This window comes from Algoriphagus locisalis (assembly GCF_900116615.1).
Lineage (GTDB): Bacteria > Bacteroidota > Bacteroidia > Cytophagales > Cyclobacteriaceae > Algoriphagus > Algoriphagus locisalis.
The window spans coordinates 653,624-669,138 of sequence record NZ_FPBF01000002.1; the positions used below are offsets into that span (position 1 = coordinate 653,624).

General features: G+C 41.2%; 14 protein-coding genes. 7 read left to right on the forward strand and 7 right to left on the reverse strand.

Going from position 1 to position 15,515, the window contains the following annotated elements; all coding sequences use genetic code 11:
* The first annotated feature begins 56 nt into the window (after positions 1–56).
* Positions 57–2,321 (forward strand): TonB-dependent receptor, encoded by a 2,265-nt coding sequence (locus BM386_RS07900; RefSeq protein ID WP_091692514.1) that lies wholly within the window; start codon positions 57–59, stop codon positions 2,319–2,321.
* Between the two features lie 19 nt (positions 2,322–2,340).
* Positions 2,341–3,399: an HmuY family protein gene (locus BM386_RS07905; RefSeq protein WP_091692515.1), complete on the forward strand. Its 1,059-nt coding sequence runs from the start codon at positions 2,341–2,343 to the stop codon at positions 3,397–3,399.
* Between the two features lie 251 nt (positions 3,400–3,650).
* Here the strand turns inward: BM386_RS07905 and BM386_RS07910 are convergent, their stop codons facing one another.
* Positions 3,651–4,130: a C40 family peptidase gene (locus BM386_RS07910; protein WP_091692892.1), complete on the reverse strand. Its 480-nt coding sequence runs from the start codon at positions 4,128–4,130 to the stop codon at positions 3,651–3,653.
* Positions 4,131–4,236: 106 nt separating this feature from the next.
* Here BM386_RS07910 and BM386_RS07915 point away from each other — a divergent pair, with 106 nt between their 5' ends.
* The 4 genes from BM386_RS07915 to BM386_RS07930 all read left to right on the forward strand — a co-directional run bounded on the left by BM386_RS07915 (position 4,237) and on the right by BM386_RS07930 (position 6,415).
* Positions 4,237–4,476: a hypothetical protein gene (locus BM386_RS07915; protein WP_091692516.1), complete on the forward strand. Its 240-nt coding sequence runs from the start codon at positions 4,237–4,239 to the stop codon at positions 4,474–4,476.
* Entirely contained in the window at positions 4,473–4,688 is a 216-nt protein-coding gene (locus tag BM386_RS07920) for a hypothetical protein (protein ID WP_091692517.1), read from the forward strand. Before BM386_RS07915 ends, BM386_RS07920 begins: the two co-directional genes overlap by 4 nt.
* Before the next feature lie 24 nt (positions 4,689–4,712).
* A complete protein-coding gene (locus BM386_RS07925; RefSeq protein WP_091692518.1) occupies positions 4,713–5,696 on the forward strand; it encodes a D-alanine--D-alanine ligase in 984 nt (327 codons plus the stop codon).
* A 218-nt stretch (positions 5,697–5,914) separates the two neighbouring features.
* Positions 5,915–6,415, forward strand: a complete 501-nt coding sequence (locus BM386_RS07930; protein ID WP_139235871.1) for a hypothetical protein — start codon at positions 5,915–5,917, stop codon at positions 6,413–6,415.
* 300 nt (positions 6,416–6,715) lie between these two features.
* Here BM386_RS07930 and metK read toward each other — a convergent pair whose 3' ends face one another.
* The gene (metK, locus tag BM386_RS07940; protein ID WP_091692521.1) at positions 6,716–7,969 is read right to left on the reverse strand and encodes a methionine adenosyltransferase; all 1,254 of its coding nucleotides are present in this window, start codon (positions 7,967–7,969) and stop codon (positions 6,716–6,718) included.
* A gap of 179 nt (positions 7,970–8,148) precedes the next feature.
* Between metK and BM386_RS07945 the strand changes: the two genes are divergently transcribed.
* A complete protein-coding gene (locus BM386_RS07945; RefSeq protein WP_091692522.1) occupies positions 8,149–8,763 on the forward strand; it encodes an META domain-containing protein in 615 nt (204 codons plus the stop codon).
* A gap of 192 nt (positions 8,764–8,955) precedes the next feature.
* Here the strand turns inward: BM386_RS07945 and BM386_RS07950 are convergent, their stop codons facing one another.
* From BM386_RS07950 to BM386_RS07975, 5 genes are all read right to left on the reverse strand, one after another.
* Positions 8,956–9,465, reverse strand: coding sequence for a CPBP family glutamic-type intramembrane protease (locus BM386_RS07950; RefSeq protein ID WP_244545478.1), 510 nt, complete (start codon positions 9,463–9,465; stop codon positions 8,956–8,958).
* A gap of 395 nt (positions 9,466–9,860) precedes the next feature.
* Complete coding sequence (locus BM386_RS07955; protein WP_091692524.1) at positions 9,861–11,300, reverse strand: carboxypeptidase-like regulatory domain-containing protein; 1,440 nt, start codon at positions 11,298–11,300, stop codon at positions 9,861–9,863.
* A gap of 494 nt (positions 11,301–11,794) precedes the next feature.
* Positions 11,795–12,373 (reverse strand): precorrin-2 dehydrogenase/sirohydrochlorin ferrochelatase family protein, encoded by a 579-nt coding sequence (locus BM386_RS07965; RefSeq protein WP_091692526.1) that lies wholly within the window; start codon positions 12,371–12,373, stop codon positions 11,795–11,797.
* 265 nt (positions 12,374–12,638) lie between these two features.
* The gene (cobA, locus tag BM386_RS07970) at positions 12,639–13,409 is read right to left on the reverse strand and encodes a uroporphyrinogen-III C-methyltransferase (RefSeq protein ID WP_091692527.1); all 771 of its coding nucleotides are present in this window, start codon (positions 13,407–13,409) and stop codon (positions 12,639–12,641) included.
* Positions 13,406–15,505: a HEPN domain-containing protein gene (locus BM386_RS07975; protein WP_091692528.1), complete on the reverse strand. Its 2,100-nt coding sequence runs from the start codon at positions 15,503–15,505 to the stop codon at positions 13,406–13,408. The genes cobA and BM386_RS07975 overlap by 4 nt, the downstream gene beginning before the upstream one ends.
* Between the last annotated feature and the right edge of the window lie 10 nt (positions 15,506–15,515).

A 15,515-nucleotide genomic window follows, 5' to 3' on the forward strand; every position in this document is an offset into this window, starting at 1 on the left:
TAAATAAATATCAGACGGAAGCCGAAACTCCCGTCAATTCAAAAAATTTTATGCATATGCGTAGATTTGATCTAAATAAACGCTTTGTTATTTTCTCCCTGCTTTTGCTTGCAATGCCATTCTGGACGCAAGCACAGACTGTCTTGAAAGGAAAAGTAGTGGATGAAAAAGGAGATGGGATTCCCCACGCTACGATTTGGCTGGAAAATGGTAAAGGAGAAGTGGCTGATGAGCAGGGTAAATTCACCCTTTCCCAACTGCCTAAAGATGGCAAACTCAAAATCTCAGCTGTGGGATTTGAAACCCTTTGGGCAACTTGGTCAGCCGGAAAAACTTCGGAAACCTTCACCTTATCCTCCTTCACTTCCGACCTGAAAACGGTGGTAGTCACTGGGAGTTTTGAACCGCAATCTGCCAAGCAATCCGTCTATCAAGTACGGACAATCGGCTCCGAAGTGATTCAAAACCGGGCTCCAAGCAATATTCAAGAAGTTTTGAATACAGAGTTAGGTATTCGATTTTCTCAGGACAACGCATTGGGTTCAAGCAATATGGAGCTTCTCGGAATGTCCGGCCAAAACGTAAAAATCCTGATCGACGGTATTCCGATGGTTGGGCGACAAGGAACTTCCAATGAGATAAACATCAATCAAATCGACATCAACCGCATCGAGCGGGTGGAGATCGTAGAAGGGCCGATGTCCGTAGTCTATGGCGCTGATGCGTTGGCAGGAGTAATTAACATCATTACCAAGTCAGATGATGCTGAAAAATTTGATCTAAAAGCCAGAGTGCAGGAGGAAACTGTTGGAAGTGAATACAGTCCTTTTGATGGAAAAGGCTCGCATATCAGAAGTGCGACTGGAAGCTATCGCCTGAAAAACTGGGATTTCGGGGCTTCATTTTCCCAGAACAATTTTGGCGGATGGAAAGATGAAAAAACCGGAAGGGATTATGAATGGCTGCCTAAAGACCAGAACTTCCTAAACCTAAAAGCCGGTTGGGGTAATGAATACTTAAACCTAGAATATCAACTGGACTTTTTGGATGAAACAGTTTTTGCTTATGGCCCTGATGCCCGATTGGAGGTATTGGATCAGGAATTTATCACCAGCCGCTGGATGCATAGACTGAGCGGAAGATGGGATTCCAATACCACTTTTGGACTGACCTGGCAGGGAGCATTTACAGATTACACTAGAGACAACGAAACTTGGGTAAGCAATGTGAGAACAGGAGAGCATTACCAGTCCCAGGCTCCAGGAGCCAATACAACCATAGATTATAACGGCTTCAGCTGGAGAATGATCGGTGATTGGAAAATTGCTAACAGCTTCAAACTACAGCCGGGAATCGATCTTAATCTGGAAGAAGGATCAGGAGAGCGAATCACGGACAATGAAGGCATCCAGGATTATGCGGTATTCCTTTCTGGAGAGTGGTCGCCTTTCCCTTCAATAAAAATAAAACCAGGACTTCGCAAAAGCTGGAATTCCGCATACGATGCACCGGCACTGATTCCGTCGTTGAACACCAAATTTGCGCTGAATGAAAATCTTGATCTGAGAGTAGCGTATGCAAATGGTTTCAGAGCGCCATCAATCCGTGAATTATATTTCAACTTCTTTGACGCAAGTCACAGCATCACAGGAAATCCGGATCTGAAAGCCGAAACTTCAAACAGTTTCAATGGCTCATTAGATTGGAAAACCCAACTTAATCCGACTTGGAAAATCTCAACTGTATTGGGCGCTTTTTACAATGATGTAAAAGACAGAATCGCATACGGTCAAGATCCAAGTGACATTCAAGTCACAACACTATTCAATGTGGAGCGATACAAAACCGCTGGTTTCACGCTGAGCCATACAGAAAGCTTCAAGAATCTTTCGGCAAATCTAGGTTTCTCCTACATCGGTAGATACAATTTGCTTTCGGAGGAACAGACTGTGGTGCCGGAAATGAGCTGGACACCAGAGGTAAATACAAACCTGACTTATCAGATTTTGCCATGGAAAACCACTGCAACACTATTCTACAAATATACAGGAGCACTTCCTGGCTATGAAACTATCGCTGATTCAGACGGAAATCCCTCCGCCAAAGAAATCATGCTGGATGGTTATTACTGGATGGATATTTCATTCAAAAAGGATTTTGGAAAGCATCTCTCTGTGAATGCAGGAGCCAGAAATATTCTCGATGTAAGACAAATCAGTAGCACTTCTGAAGGCGGAGACGCCCATGGAGGTGGAGCCCAAAGACCTGTAGGCTACGGGAGATCATATTTCATTGGCCTCACTTATCAACTAAATAAATAATTATACAAACTTAAACACAATGAAACAGTATCATTTTCTAACTCTTACAGCCTTATTGGCTGGCGTAACGCTCCTTTCATCCTGCGGTGATGATGATCCAGAACCAGTAATAGTTCCACCTACAGAATCGGGTCTGATCGAAGTAGATGGTGGCGGGGCAGAGTATCCCAACACAGCATTTATTGACTTGAGTAAAGGCACACAGACAGCAGTAGCCAGAGAATCATGGGATTTAGCTTTCGCCACAGGATCAGAATTCAAAGTCCTGATCAACGGTACTACAGGAGCCATGGCTTCTGCTACTGGCGAAACTGATATCAATGCGGTATCTGCAGCGGGTATGACGTCTGCAGATTCGGCAGCCTTAGTTCTTAGCCATACAAATCCAATAGGAATTCTTCACGTTGACAATCCTTCAGATCCTCTTTCTAGTCCAATTATTTCAGCAGTAAGTGCTAATGATGACAATAACGAGGTATATATTCTTTCGAGAGGAGCAAGTGCTGTCGATGCTAAACCGCTTAAAAAAATCAGAATTATCAGAAATGGGGAAGGCTACACACTTCAGCATGCTGATGCTGACGCTACTGAATTCAGCTCTGTAGATATTTCAAAAGATAGTGATCTAAACTTTGTTTATTTCAGCTTTGAAGATGGCATCATAGATGTAGAACCTGGCAAAGCCGCATGGGATATAGCTTGGAGTGCTGGAACTTCTACTACTCCATTCCCATCAGCTCCAAATGGCACATTAGCATACTTCTATCAAGATCTAATCTTTCATAATATTTATGGTGGCGCTGCAGCTGTAGAAGTTTTAGAAGAAACAATTGCTTATGAAGCCTTTATAGAAGGTGATGCAATTGGACTATCTTTTAACACTACTGATAGACTATCAATAGGCTCAAACTGGAGAGCTGGCGGTGGACCTAATAGTGCTCCTGTAGTGAAGGAAGATGTTTATTACGTAATAAAAGATGCTGAAGAGAACATCTACAAAGTAAGATTCTTATCTGTAACCAAAGACGGAGAAAGAGGTAAGCCAAGCTTGGAGTTTGAGCTTGTCTCCGAAGAATAATAGCAATAATTAGGTTCAATGTTTCGGAAAGACCAAGTGCGGCAAAAGCTGTTCTTGGTTTTTTTATGTTAACCACTGCGTTTACAGAGAGTAACACGGAGGGCACAAATTTAATAGTTGAACTGTTTTTCCAGAAGCTTGATTCATTCGTTTTATTTTGAAACCGATTTCTAAAAAGGGTGAAGCAACATAAATAAAAATCTAAAATTGCGCCCTTTGCGTAACCCTCTGTGTTCTCCGCGGCTAAACAATTAATCCAACACTCGTCTAGCAAATAAAAATGCCTTTGACCAGTAATTATTACTGAGATAATCCTCCGAAACCCCAAGGGAAGTAGATGAGTGAATAAATCGAACATCTCCACGCGAGGTCTCCGTCACAATTCCGGAGTGAGTAACTTGCTTTCTCCTTTTGCCTGTGGCAAAAAACAGTACGTCTCCTGGCTTGATTTCATTTGTACGAATGCTTTTGCCCATTTTACTTTGATCCGCTGAGATTCTAGGCATCGTAACTCCCACAGAATAAAAAGAATGATAAACCAAGGCAGAGCAATCCATGCCTGCTCGAGTGGTGCCCCCATAGCGATAAGGAGTTCCTATATAACTTCTGGCGGTCTGGATCACAGTATTAAAAGGCTCACTGGCAGCTTTTCGTTTGGATGCGCAGGAAGTCGCAAGCATCAATCCCAAAACAAGAAAAAAAGCGGTAAAACGGAATTCTTTGCGCAGCATAGTGGTTTTTGTTCCTTCAAGTATAAGATGAAGCCGATCAGGAATCAACCTTTTTTCATCAAAAATGAGAATCGTTTTGGTAACTTAACGAGCGAAACCAGAGATTATGAGTAAAGAAGAATTCGCCAACCTTCCTTTTCACAAAAAAATAGCTACCCTCTACACAGAAGGCACTTTCGTGGTGGGCATTCGCTATTATAAGCACAAGGTGAATTTGTATTTGCTTGAAAATGAATATGTCGAGGTCTTCTACAATCACAAACAAGACAAAATCGATAAGATTGACTTTTTGCCACGGGATCATACTCGAATGAAATTCTATCTGGATCAGATAAAGTTGGCGTGAAATTTCCCGCAGAGAAAACCAATTTGCATAGAATCGTTTACCGCAGATCCACGCAGAAAAACAACGCTGATTTGCGCGGATTTTTGATGGAATATATTCGCTCTGTTGTTTTCCAAGATCCGCGACAATCTGCGGGAGTTATCTGCGAACATCTGCGGGAAATAGCCAGGAAAGGAATCAGTCCAGTGGTAAATCCCAAAAAATTCAAGTAATTCGCAGTGTTAAGTCAACTAGCTATGAAGAGAAAAATTGCCCTGGTGACAGGTGGATATACTGGAGAATCTGTGATTTCCCTGAAAAGTGCAGCTGTGGTGGAAAAAACCATTGACCGTAATCTATACGACGTTTACAAAATCCTGATTTATCCTGGAGATTGGCATTTTCTTTCCATTTCCGGAGAAAAAATCCCTGTGGATCTCAATGACTTCAGCATCAGGATTGGAGATGATAAAATCACCTTCGATGGAGTATTTAATATCCTTCATGGTTCCCCCGGAGAAGATGGTAAACTCGCAGGCTATTTTGATATGATCGGTCTTCCATACACTACCTGTGACCAGCTTAGCTCTGCTATCACGATGAACAAGGGCTACACCAAAGCTATTGTGGACGACATCGAGGAACTTCATATTGCCAAATCACTACAGCTTTTTGAGAACTCTGCTGCCAATCTCAAGCGTGTGGAGAATGAGTTGACCTTACCGCTCTTTATCAAGCCAAACAATGGAGGGAGCTCGATAGGTATGTCCAAAGTAAAAACCTGGGAGGAATTACCTGAAGCCTTGGAAAAAGCTTTTGCTGAAGACAAACAGGTGCTAGTAGAAGAATTCGTATCCGGTCGCGAATTTTCAATCGGATGCTACAAAGGAAAGGGAGAAATCACCGTCCTTCCAGCTACAGAGATCGTAAGCAGCAAGGAATTTTTTGACTTCGAAGCCAAATATGTAGCCGGAGTAACAGAGGAGATCACACCAGGTCGCCAAAGCGAAGAAGAAGTAGCGCGAGTAAACCGCATAATCGCTAAGATCTACGAAAAACTAAACTGCAAAGGAGCGATCAGAGTAGATTACTTCCTTCAAAATGAAACAGGTAAATTTTATTTTATCGAAGTAAACACGGTTCCTGGACAAACGGAAACCAGTTTGATTTCCCAGCAAATCAAGGCAATCGGAATGGAAGTAAAGGACTTTTACACGGAGCTTATTGAAGAGATGTTTTAGACTCTCGGAGGTCAGTGAAACACTCAGTTTCTAGGTGCATTCGCAGCTTGGAACAGTCTTTGGGCAATTGTAAGTCAAATACAAAAGTATTTGGCTGAGCCTACACTTGTCCCCGTGAAAGGCCAATAACAGCAATAATCTGATGAGCCCTTGTGAAAGTTTTTTCTCAGAGCGGGGATAGTACAACTCAGCAAGTGATCCAACTAAACCCGAAGGAAATGAAGAATTATTTGCTATTATCCTCCCTACTCGCAGTGATTTTTGGCTGCGGACCGACAGAAACTCAACAAAACGATATGACAGAACTAGTAACCGAATGGAAAAGCACCTCAGCCAAAGCTATTAGTCTGTACGAGGAAGTGGGGGATAAGAACTATGTGGTCAATAGCACTGAATCAGAGGGCAACGAAGAAGAAATGGGCATGATCACCTACAACAATCAGGAAACTAGCTGTGAGGCAGCCTATGAAAGTTTGAATACCTCCATGGGTGAATTTATAGCCACTTGGAAAGAGCAGTCGCAAAAAGTAGATGACCTGACCAGCAGTATGTCCACCGGAAAATGGTCGGATGAGGATCAGGAACTGATGGAATCTCTGAAGCAGGAAAGAGCCCAAAAAGACACACAAATCGAGCAATGGAAAGAGGAGCTAAAGCAACTCAATCAGCAGTGCGGACTAGACACGGAAGCCCTAGTAATCCAGGAGCAAGAAAGCTAAATCAAGCTAAAAATCTTCAGAAAAACCGTTTAGAATCAGTTCTGAGCGGTTTTTTTGTTAGTACCCTGCTGACTGTACAACCCAGAGCGATCCCAAACATATTCCTTTAGGCCATGCCGCTTTCTGAGTATAGGATAAAAGTAAAACTGATTGTTTCTAAATTCTGCAAATTGTTCTTCGAGAGTTTTTGCTTGAGAAAGTGTAGCTTCTAGCTGCTTTTCACCAGGAAAGGTAGGATAGTTAAAATCAGCTAAGACTTTCAATAAAAAAGCCTCCCAAAAATTCAGGAGGCTTGATATGTTACAATCCAAATGCGGATTTGATTCGATCTACGTAATCCAATTTTTCCCATGTAAACAACTCTACATCGAGTTTGATCTCATCTCTGTACGGAGAATAGAAAGTCTTGGTCACAAACTCGTTAGTTCTTCCCATATGACCATAGGCTGCCGTTTCCTCATAGATGGGATTTCTTAGCTTCAGTCTTTGCTCGATGGCATAAGGACGCATATCGAAGAGCTCCTCTATTTTCTTTGCGATAGCTCCATCATTCATATCCACCTTGGCAGTACCGTAAGTATTGATATAAATACCCATTGGCTTGGCTACACCAATAGCGTATGAAACCTGTACGAGGACTTCATCCGCTAGGCCAGCAGCCACCATATTTTTAGCAATATGACGGGTAGCGTAAGCTGCAGAGCGGTCAACTTTTGATGGATCTTTTCCGGAGAATGCTCCTCCACCGTGAGCGCCTTTTCCGCCATAGGTATCTACGATGATTTTTCTACCTGTCAAACCTGTATCCCCGTGCGGTCCACCGATAACAAACTTTCCGGTTGGATTGATGTGATATTTAATCTCAGAAGTAAATAGCTTCTGGATTTCTGGCTTTAGCTTAGCAATTACCCTTGGAATCAAAATCTCGATAATATCAGACTTGATTTTGGCAAGCATAGCTTCTTCCTCGTCAAAATCATCGTGCTGGGTAGAAACCACTATAGTATCAATTCTCTGCGGCACATTTTCGTCAGAATATTCTATAGTCACCTGCGCTTTGGAGTCAGGACGGATATAGGTGATATCCTTATTTTCTCTTCTCAACTCAGCCAATTCGCGCAGGATCATATGCGAAAGATCCAATGCCAACGGCATGTAATTCTCAGTTTCGTTGGTGGCATAGCCGAACATCATTCCCTGATCACCTGCACCTTGCTCCTCTGGACTTTGACGAACTACGCCTTGATTAATTTCAGAAGACTGCTCGTGAATCGCCGAAAGCACGCCACAAGAATTCCCCTCAAACATGTACTCGCTCTTCGTATAACCGATTCTATTGATCACGTCACGGGCGATTTTCTGCACATCTAGATAAATATCAGAATTCACCTCGCCTGCCAAAATCACCTGACCGGTGGTCACGAGCGTTTCACAGGCTACTTTAGAGTTTGGGTCGAAGGCTAAAAAATTGTCAATTAACGCGTCAGAAATTTGATCTGCGATTTTATCTGGATGCCCCTCAGACACTGACTCTGAGGTGAATAAATATGCCATAAATAAATGTTGGTAATGCGTAATTTTAAGGAAGCCCAAAAATACGGGAACTAGGGGAAATAAAAAATTGAAAAACACGGTCAATAGTAAAGTAGGATAATTTTATCACCTTAACCCAAAATACTTTAACTTATCACTACGTTTAGAGCTTACCATCATACATTAAACTTCTGAGCATCATGAGAAATCTTCTTTATACAATTTTGATACTTCTGTTTTCAGGATGCTCTACAGAGATTGAAGATCCAGAACCCTTTGTGCCACTTCCCATCGGTCCAGGAGGATGTAACCCTAAAGACATTTGCTGCTTTGACCTGAGTGAGAAGTCTGGCGTTTATGATTTGTTTAGCAGCTGGGAGTTTGCAGGATTTCAGACCATCTCCAACGGTCATGAAACTTTAGACAACCTGACTTGCCTTGCTAGAAACGCAGTATTTGCACTTGGAGGGGAAGATTACGATAATCTATTCAAAGTAACGCTTCAGTTTTCTAATGAGGACTCTAAGATCTCAGCATGTGAGAACTGGGCAGCTTTTAATCTCAGAACATTTTCAAATAAAATCACAGGTTGTTATTCCAGTAGCGAGGCAGGAAGTCTCTCAATGCTTACTCCTGAAAAAGGGATAGAGTATATACCGAACTACGCTTCTACTACTTTGCCCGTATCAGTATTTGAAGATGATTTTTTGAAGGCAATCCAGTCTGTGGAATCGTATGAGATAAAAGGCAACAAACTTTATTTGAGCTCAAAAGGCATACGGGAAAAACTCCTTTTTATCGCAAATGAAAATTGACTTAATCGAAGAGGACTTATTCTTTTTTATGATTATCCGCAATCTTGCCAGTAGCCATATTTCCTTTCTTAACCATAGGAAAGACAGCAGACAGCCTTGAAGCAAGTGGTATCCGAATCCTATGATACATTTATAGTTTTACTGGTATAAAATCGGACAATAGATTCTATTTTAAAATTCTCTTATTCATGCTTACGGCTCATAAAAATAAACTGAAGGTATAATCAGAATCGCATTATAAACTCCATGAAATAAAATCGAATACCAAATGCCATGATTAAGACGAATATAACTGAGCATCAACCCGATAAAAAACTGAGCTCCAACCAGAAGTGGTATCCAATAGAAATGAGACACAAAATCAAAATTGCTAAAATTCCCCAAATGGACCACCCCAAAGAAAATTGCTGAGGTGTAAACAACAAATTTGAGGTTTACTACCTCTTTCTGGCTCACACTAATTAACAAGAAAATCATATAAACTAAAAAAGCCACTAATAAAAACCATTGAGTACTCATCACTAAAAATGACAAAATCATACTCCACCAAATTGAAGATTTTTTCAAATCAAGGTGAAGCCTGAAAATCGGCTCTTCTATCAAAGGCGCAAGCAAAATCCCCAAGGGTACGATCAACCACTTATTTATTTTAAATATTTCCTCAAACAGGGAGTCAAATTGATCGCCGATCAAATAATTCATTAAGAGCCCAAATGGAATAACTAAGACGAGAGCAATGAGTAAAAAAGCAACCATACTCCTCGCTGACATTGGTGTATAGGATTCTGCTTTTACCGGATTTTTTGAAAAAGCGAGAAAATCTTGAAAAGTAGTTTGAAGCATTTGAAAGAGTTCTGTGTCAGTGAAAAACAATTAACATCCACTATTTACTAAAGAATACTTAGTCAACCAATCTAAATTTGGTTTTTAAACGTTTTCTTCTCAAATATTAAGGATAGAAATAAAACACCCGTAAATCCTAGCTATAAAAATCCTGCTGTCCATTTGCTTGCATCAAAAAGTCCTAGAAAAAGGAAATCAATCCTACAAAATGAAGTAGTCCAATAAAAATTAGCTCAGAAGTAATAGACTTTTTGTCAATATTTTGCAGGGTGTTGATAAAGTCCAGATCGATCCCAAACATATTCCTTTACGCCATGCCGCTTTTTGAGGATAGGATAAAGGTAAAATTGATTGTTCCTAAATTCTGCAAATTGTTCTTCAAGAGGTTTGGCTTGAGAAAGTGTAGCTTCTAGCTGCTTTTCTCCTGGAAAGGAAGGATAGTCAAAATTCTCCCAGAAGCTAGGGTGATATCGGGCTTTTCCAGAAATAAAAATCCAGCCATTATACAGATCAGTATGGTAGTTTATTGATCTATCAGAATAAACTCCTGCCACGTGGGCTTGATATTTCTCAGACAACTGTTGATTGTCTAGTATTTCCATGCTATAATCCATAGCATAAAGCTCTGCATATTCTTTAACCTCTCGGGTAATAGGGTTTTGCTCAGTTTGATAACCAAAATCTGTATAGGTCATCTGGTAATTACCATAAGTAAATAGGTATTTACCATCTGAATCTCTTCTGAATTTTACGACAGCTTCTCTCTCCTTTTGTAAATAGACTTGTCCAACTTTATCATCCATCTCTCGCTCTGGAGGAAATTTCTGCTTGAGCTCCATCATATGAATCCCATAGTCCTCTTGATCGATATAGATTATCGCATCCTCTAGTAAACCATACAGACTATAACCCCATCTAGAGGCACTACTTTTTACTCCATCATCTTTTGCCGTAATAGCCAAAACATAGACTTGCCTATCCCCAATTTTTTTACCGCCAAGCAGTTCATATTCAAACCAATTAAGCTTGAAATCCCAAAGTCTATAAGGAAGGCTAGGGAAAATAAAATTCCCAATTGCTCCCCTCGGTCTTCCTGTTCTGGTCGTTAAAACCCCATATTCCGTTTTCTGAATATTACTTATGGCCATAAAACTATAATTATCCCCACTGGTATTTGGTTTTCTGGAATGCTTTTTATGATACCCTTCAGAATGCATGTACCCCTCCGCTCGAGTCAAACCCTGGATGGTGTCATTAGCCCAGATAAGTTCCCTGTAAAAAACTTCGATTTCATGTGCTTTAACGTACTGCGTATTTACAAGATTCTCCTTAGCGAGTTCCATTATTCTTTTAGGATGAAAATCCAAAACTATAGCTTGGTCTAGCTCATATTCGCTGGGAATGATCTTTACTTGAATAGGGGGATTTTTCAGATCTTTTACGTAAATCTTAGTCGATTCATAGCCAATGTGCGAAAAGACCACCTCCATATTATCCTGGATATCAGCAGGCAATCGAAAATTAAAATCTCCATCTAGGTTACTTACTGTCCCTTTTCCAAGTTCGGTGATTATGATATTGACAAAGGGAACTGGTTCTCCTGTAGCCAAATTGGTCACTTTTCCATTTACCAAAATTTGGGAATATCCAGTAACTGAAAACAAGAGGAGAATCGAACAAAGAAATTGTTTCATTTCACATTTATTTGAGACTCAGCAAATAGAAACCTTGTTTTTCCGTCTGCTCATTAAAATAGCCATCCGCCACATAGCGATCACCTATTTTCCCGAGAATCTTTTTTGGATTTCAATGCAAGTAATAAAACACACGCAAATCCTAGATAAATAAATCCTGCAGTCCATTTGCTCACATCAAATAGCCCTAAAACAAGAAAATCATCCTCTATATCGGTAAATAGAAAAACATAAACGGAGTTCAATGCAAAAACAAGCATTAGAATCCAGAGAAACCCATTAGCGATTCTTTCCATCATCATTATCTACTAATTCATGGGATGGTTCACCTCTTAGTCCTCTTTTGAATTCATCCCAGTTTGCAAAAAAGTAAGATGAAACTAAAAAGGAAACTGTAAATACTAAAGCTTTAACAAGCGAAGAATTCTTCATGCCATTGACTTTAAAATGAAAAACTATTTCAATTTAAAAAATTAGTCAATAGCTGCAAAAAATCAACTTGATTTCTTCACCAACCCCTCCGTAATCTCATTCATCGCTTTGACTTTGTATTCAAAGTCGCCTTTAAGGGTTTCACGGTAAGCATTTAAGTTGTCCAGCAAATCATCCAATTCCTCAGGAAGTACATCTTCCAATAGTTGGCGAAGTCGCTTGGCCGCTGTTGGGGATTTCCCATTGGTACTGATCGCCACTTTCAGGTTGCCTTTGGTGACAATTCCACCCAGGTAGAAATCACATAAATCCGGCGTATCCGCCACATTTACTAATAGAAATCGCTCTTTTGCCTCGTCTTGGATCTGCCGGTTAACCGCTTTATCATCAGTAGCTGCGATGACTATATGTTTGGCGCCCAGATATTTCTCATGATACACATCCTCGATCATAGTGACTGTATCAGTGGTCTCTGCCAAGTCGATAAAACTTTGGGAAAACTCCCTGGAAACCGCTGTCACCTGTGCTTTTGGACTGGATTTGAGTAGAAATTCCAATTTCTCTGTACCCACATTTCCACCCCCAATCAAGAGTATATTCAGTTCGTGAACTTTGAGGAAAATGGGATATAAATGGTTCATGTGATTTCAGATTTGAAATTTCAAATTTAAGAATTCCACAACTTCATTATTCGAAATTCAGTATTCTTCATTCGAAATTAAGATGAAAGTGCAAAGTACATTTTCAAATCCCCAAAGATGCCATATCGACCGAGGAACGAGAGAGAAATCTCCTCGAGATATTAATCTATCCCAAGTCAAAACAAATTAGAGATTTCTCGCTTCGCTGCGAAATGACTCTCAACGTAAAACGATTTTGAACTATACCTTCGAGGTTTTAAAAACCTCAAAGGTTATACTTCACCGCTTCCCGGTAAACTTCAGCTAATTTAATGCTTTCGCGTACAACTTCACCGATGATGATAATTGCCGGAGCCTCTACTTTATTTTCAAAAGCCTTCTCCTCGATATCATGCATGAATCCAGCGGTGATTTTTTCATCTCTGGTGGTACCGCTTTGAATAATCGCGATGGGCAAGTCCTGTTGGCCAAACTTCCTATAAATTGCAGCTATTTCAGCCAATTTCTTGGTTCCCATCAAGACTACCAGGGTAGCTGTTGATTGGGCTGCAAGAGACAAATCCTTGGAAAGCTCACCGGCAGAAGTCGTCCCAGTGACCACCCAAAAACTCTCAGAAACACCACGCTTAGTGACTGGCACTCCTGCAGCTGCAGGAACTGCTATTGCCGAAGTAATTCCAGGAATCACTTCAGTCGAAATCCCAAACGTCTCTATATAATCTACCTCCTCTGCTCCACGCCCAAAAACAAAGGGATCTCCGCCTTTCAGACGGACTACATGCCCATGCTTTATGGCTAGGCTCACGCAAAGCTGATTGGTATCTTCCTGGGGCAATGAATGTTTTCCCACTCGCTTGCCCACAAAGATTTTAAGCGCAGATGTTGGTGCGTGATCAAGTAAAACAGGATCGATCAGCGCATCATATAACACCACATCGGCTTTGTTCAATGCCAAAACCGCTTTTAGCGTGATCAACTCGGGATCTCCCGGACCTGCGCCAACAAGCGTTACTTTCGGTTGAATTACGGTCTTCATGCAGTCACCTCTTCCTCACGGTAGCTTTTCAGCAGTCCGTAAATTTCCAATGCCTGTGCAGCATAGGCGTTTGCAAATTCTTCAGTAGGCTCGTTCTGATTGATCTGGTAGATTTTCTCAGCGAAAGTTCCTCCCACATTGATTTTGCCACTTTCTACAAATACCTCATCGAACTGCTTGATAATATTTGCATAAGAATTAGTGCTCACACTTTCGCTAAGCAAAATCGCTTTGGCAGCATTGATCAAGCCTGCATAGTGATGGTAAATGCTATCTGACCAGCGTCCTTCCTCCAGGCATTTCTGAGCGATATCGATTTTCTCTTTGGCTTCCAAAAGAAGTGTTGCGACCAAGTCAAGAACCACACCGGCACATTCTCCTACGCCCACCGCGATCTTGTACTCCTCAGTATTTCCCCAATCCACGTAATCAGCCGGAGTCACAGTAGATGCATCTCCAAGTTCCTTCAGCAATTCATAGAAATAGATCTGACCTTTCTCGTCGTAATAACTCAAGAAATCCTGCCCATTTGCATTTGCTTCAAAATCATCCAGTAAAATTCTCAAGGCTTGAGGTCCTCGTTTGCTAGGAATTTTAGTCACTTTATCTGCAAATCTGCCATTTCCATCTCCCATATTTCCCCCTCCAAGCAGAACCTGAAGTGCAGGAATTACAACTTTCCCAGATTTCATTGACATACCCTGAAAACCAATGTGAGCCATATTATGCTGACCACAAGCGTTCATACAGCCTGAGATCTTGATCACCAAATCCTGATTTTTCAGGTATTGTGGATATTCGGCAAGAATCACTTTTTCAAGTTCAGCGGCAATACCAGTTGAACTTGCAATTCCTAGGTTACAGGTGTCTGTTCCTGGGCAAGCCGTAATATCTCCCAATGAATTATAACCAGCAGCCGCCAATCCGATTTCTTTCAATTCCTTGAAGAAATAAGGAACCAAATCCTCCCGAACATCACGGATCAAGAAGTTTTGACGAAGGGTAAAGCGAACTTCAGCACTCGCATATTTCTCAACCAAATCGGCCAGTTTTCTAGCCTGATCTGTGTAGAAATCCCCAAGAGGAACTCTTACTCCAACAGAAACAAAACCTTTTTGCTTTTGAGGCAAAATATTGGTTAGTTTGAAGTGCTCAAAATCCAGCCCAAGCTCTTCTTCTACAGTCGCAGATGGAGCTTCAGGTAGCTTTTGCGCAGTATCATAAGATTCATGATCTATAGGATAAGACTTAAATGGAAGTGCTTTTTTCTCATTTTCCACCAATTCCAAAAACGACTCCAAACCAATATCCTTGATCAAGAACTTCATTCTGGCCTTCATTCTCTTCGCACGCTCTCCATGACGGTCAAAAATCCGGATCACTGCCTCTGCAAATGGAATTATCTGATCTGCCTCCACAAACTCTGAAAACACATCTGCGTGTCTTGGCTGAGATCCTAGACCTCCACCAAGCATGACTTTAAATCCACGAACTTCTTTGCCATCGACAAGCTGAACTTTTGGGATAAAACCCAAATCGTGCAAATAGCTCAGACCTGTATCTTCATCAGAAGAGGAAAAGGAAATCTTGAATTTTCTCCCCATCTCCTGAGAGATCGGATTCCTCAAAAAGTATTTGAAGACAGCATCTGCATAAGGAGTCACATCAAATGGTTCATTTGCGTCGATTCCTGCAGTTTCTGAAGCCGTCACGTTTCTCACGGTATTTCCACAAGCTTCACGGATGGTGACATCATCGCGCTCCAATTCCGCCCAAAGCTCAGGTGTCCTGTCCAAACTCACGTAGTGAATCTGAATATCCTGACGCGTGGTGATATGAAGTCTTCCTGTAGAGTATTCATCAGAAACCTTGCAGATTCTGCGAAGCTGATCTGAAGTAACTCTTCCGTAAGGCAGTTTGATACGGATCATCTGCACGCCTGGCTGACGCTGACCGTATATTCCCCTTGCCAATCGAAGGCTACGGAATTTCTCTTCGTCGATATTTCCACCTTTGAAAAGCGCAATTTTCTTTTCTAGGTCGATGATATCTTGTTCTACAATATGATTTTCTAATTCTGTTCTAAAGCTTTGCATGGCTGTAATA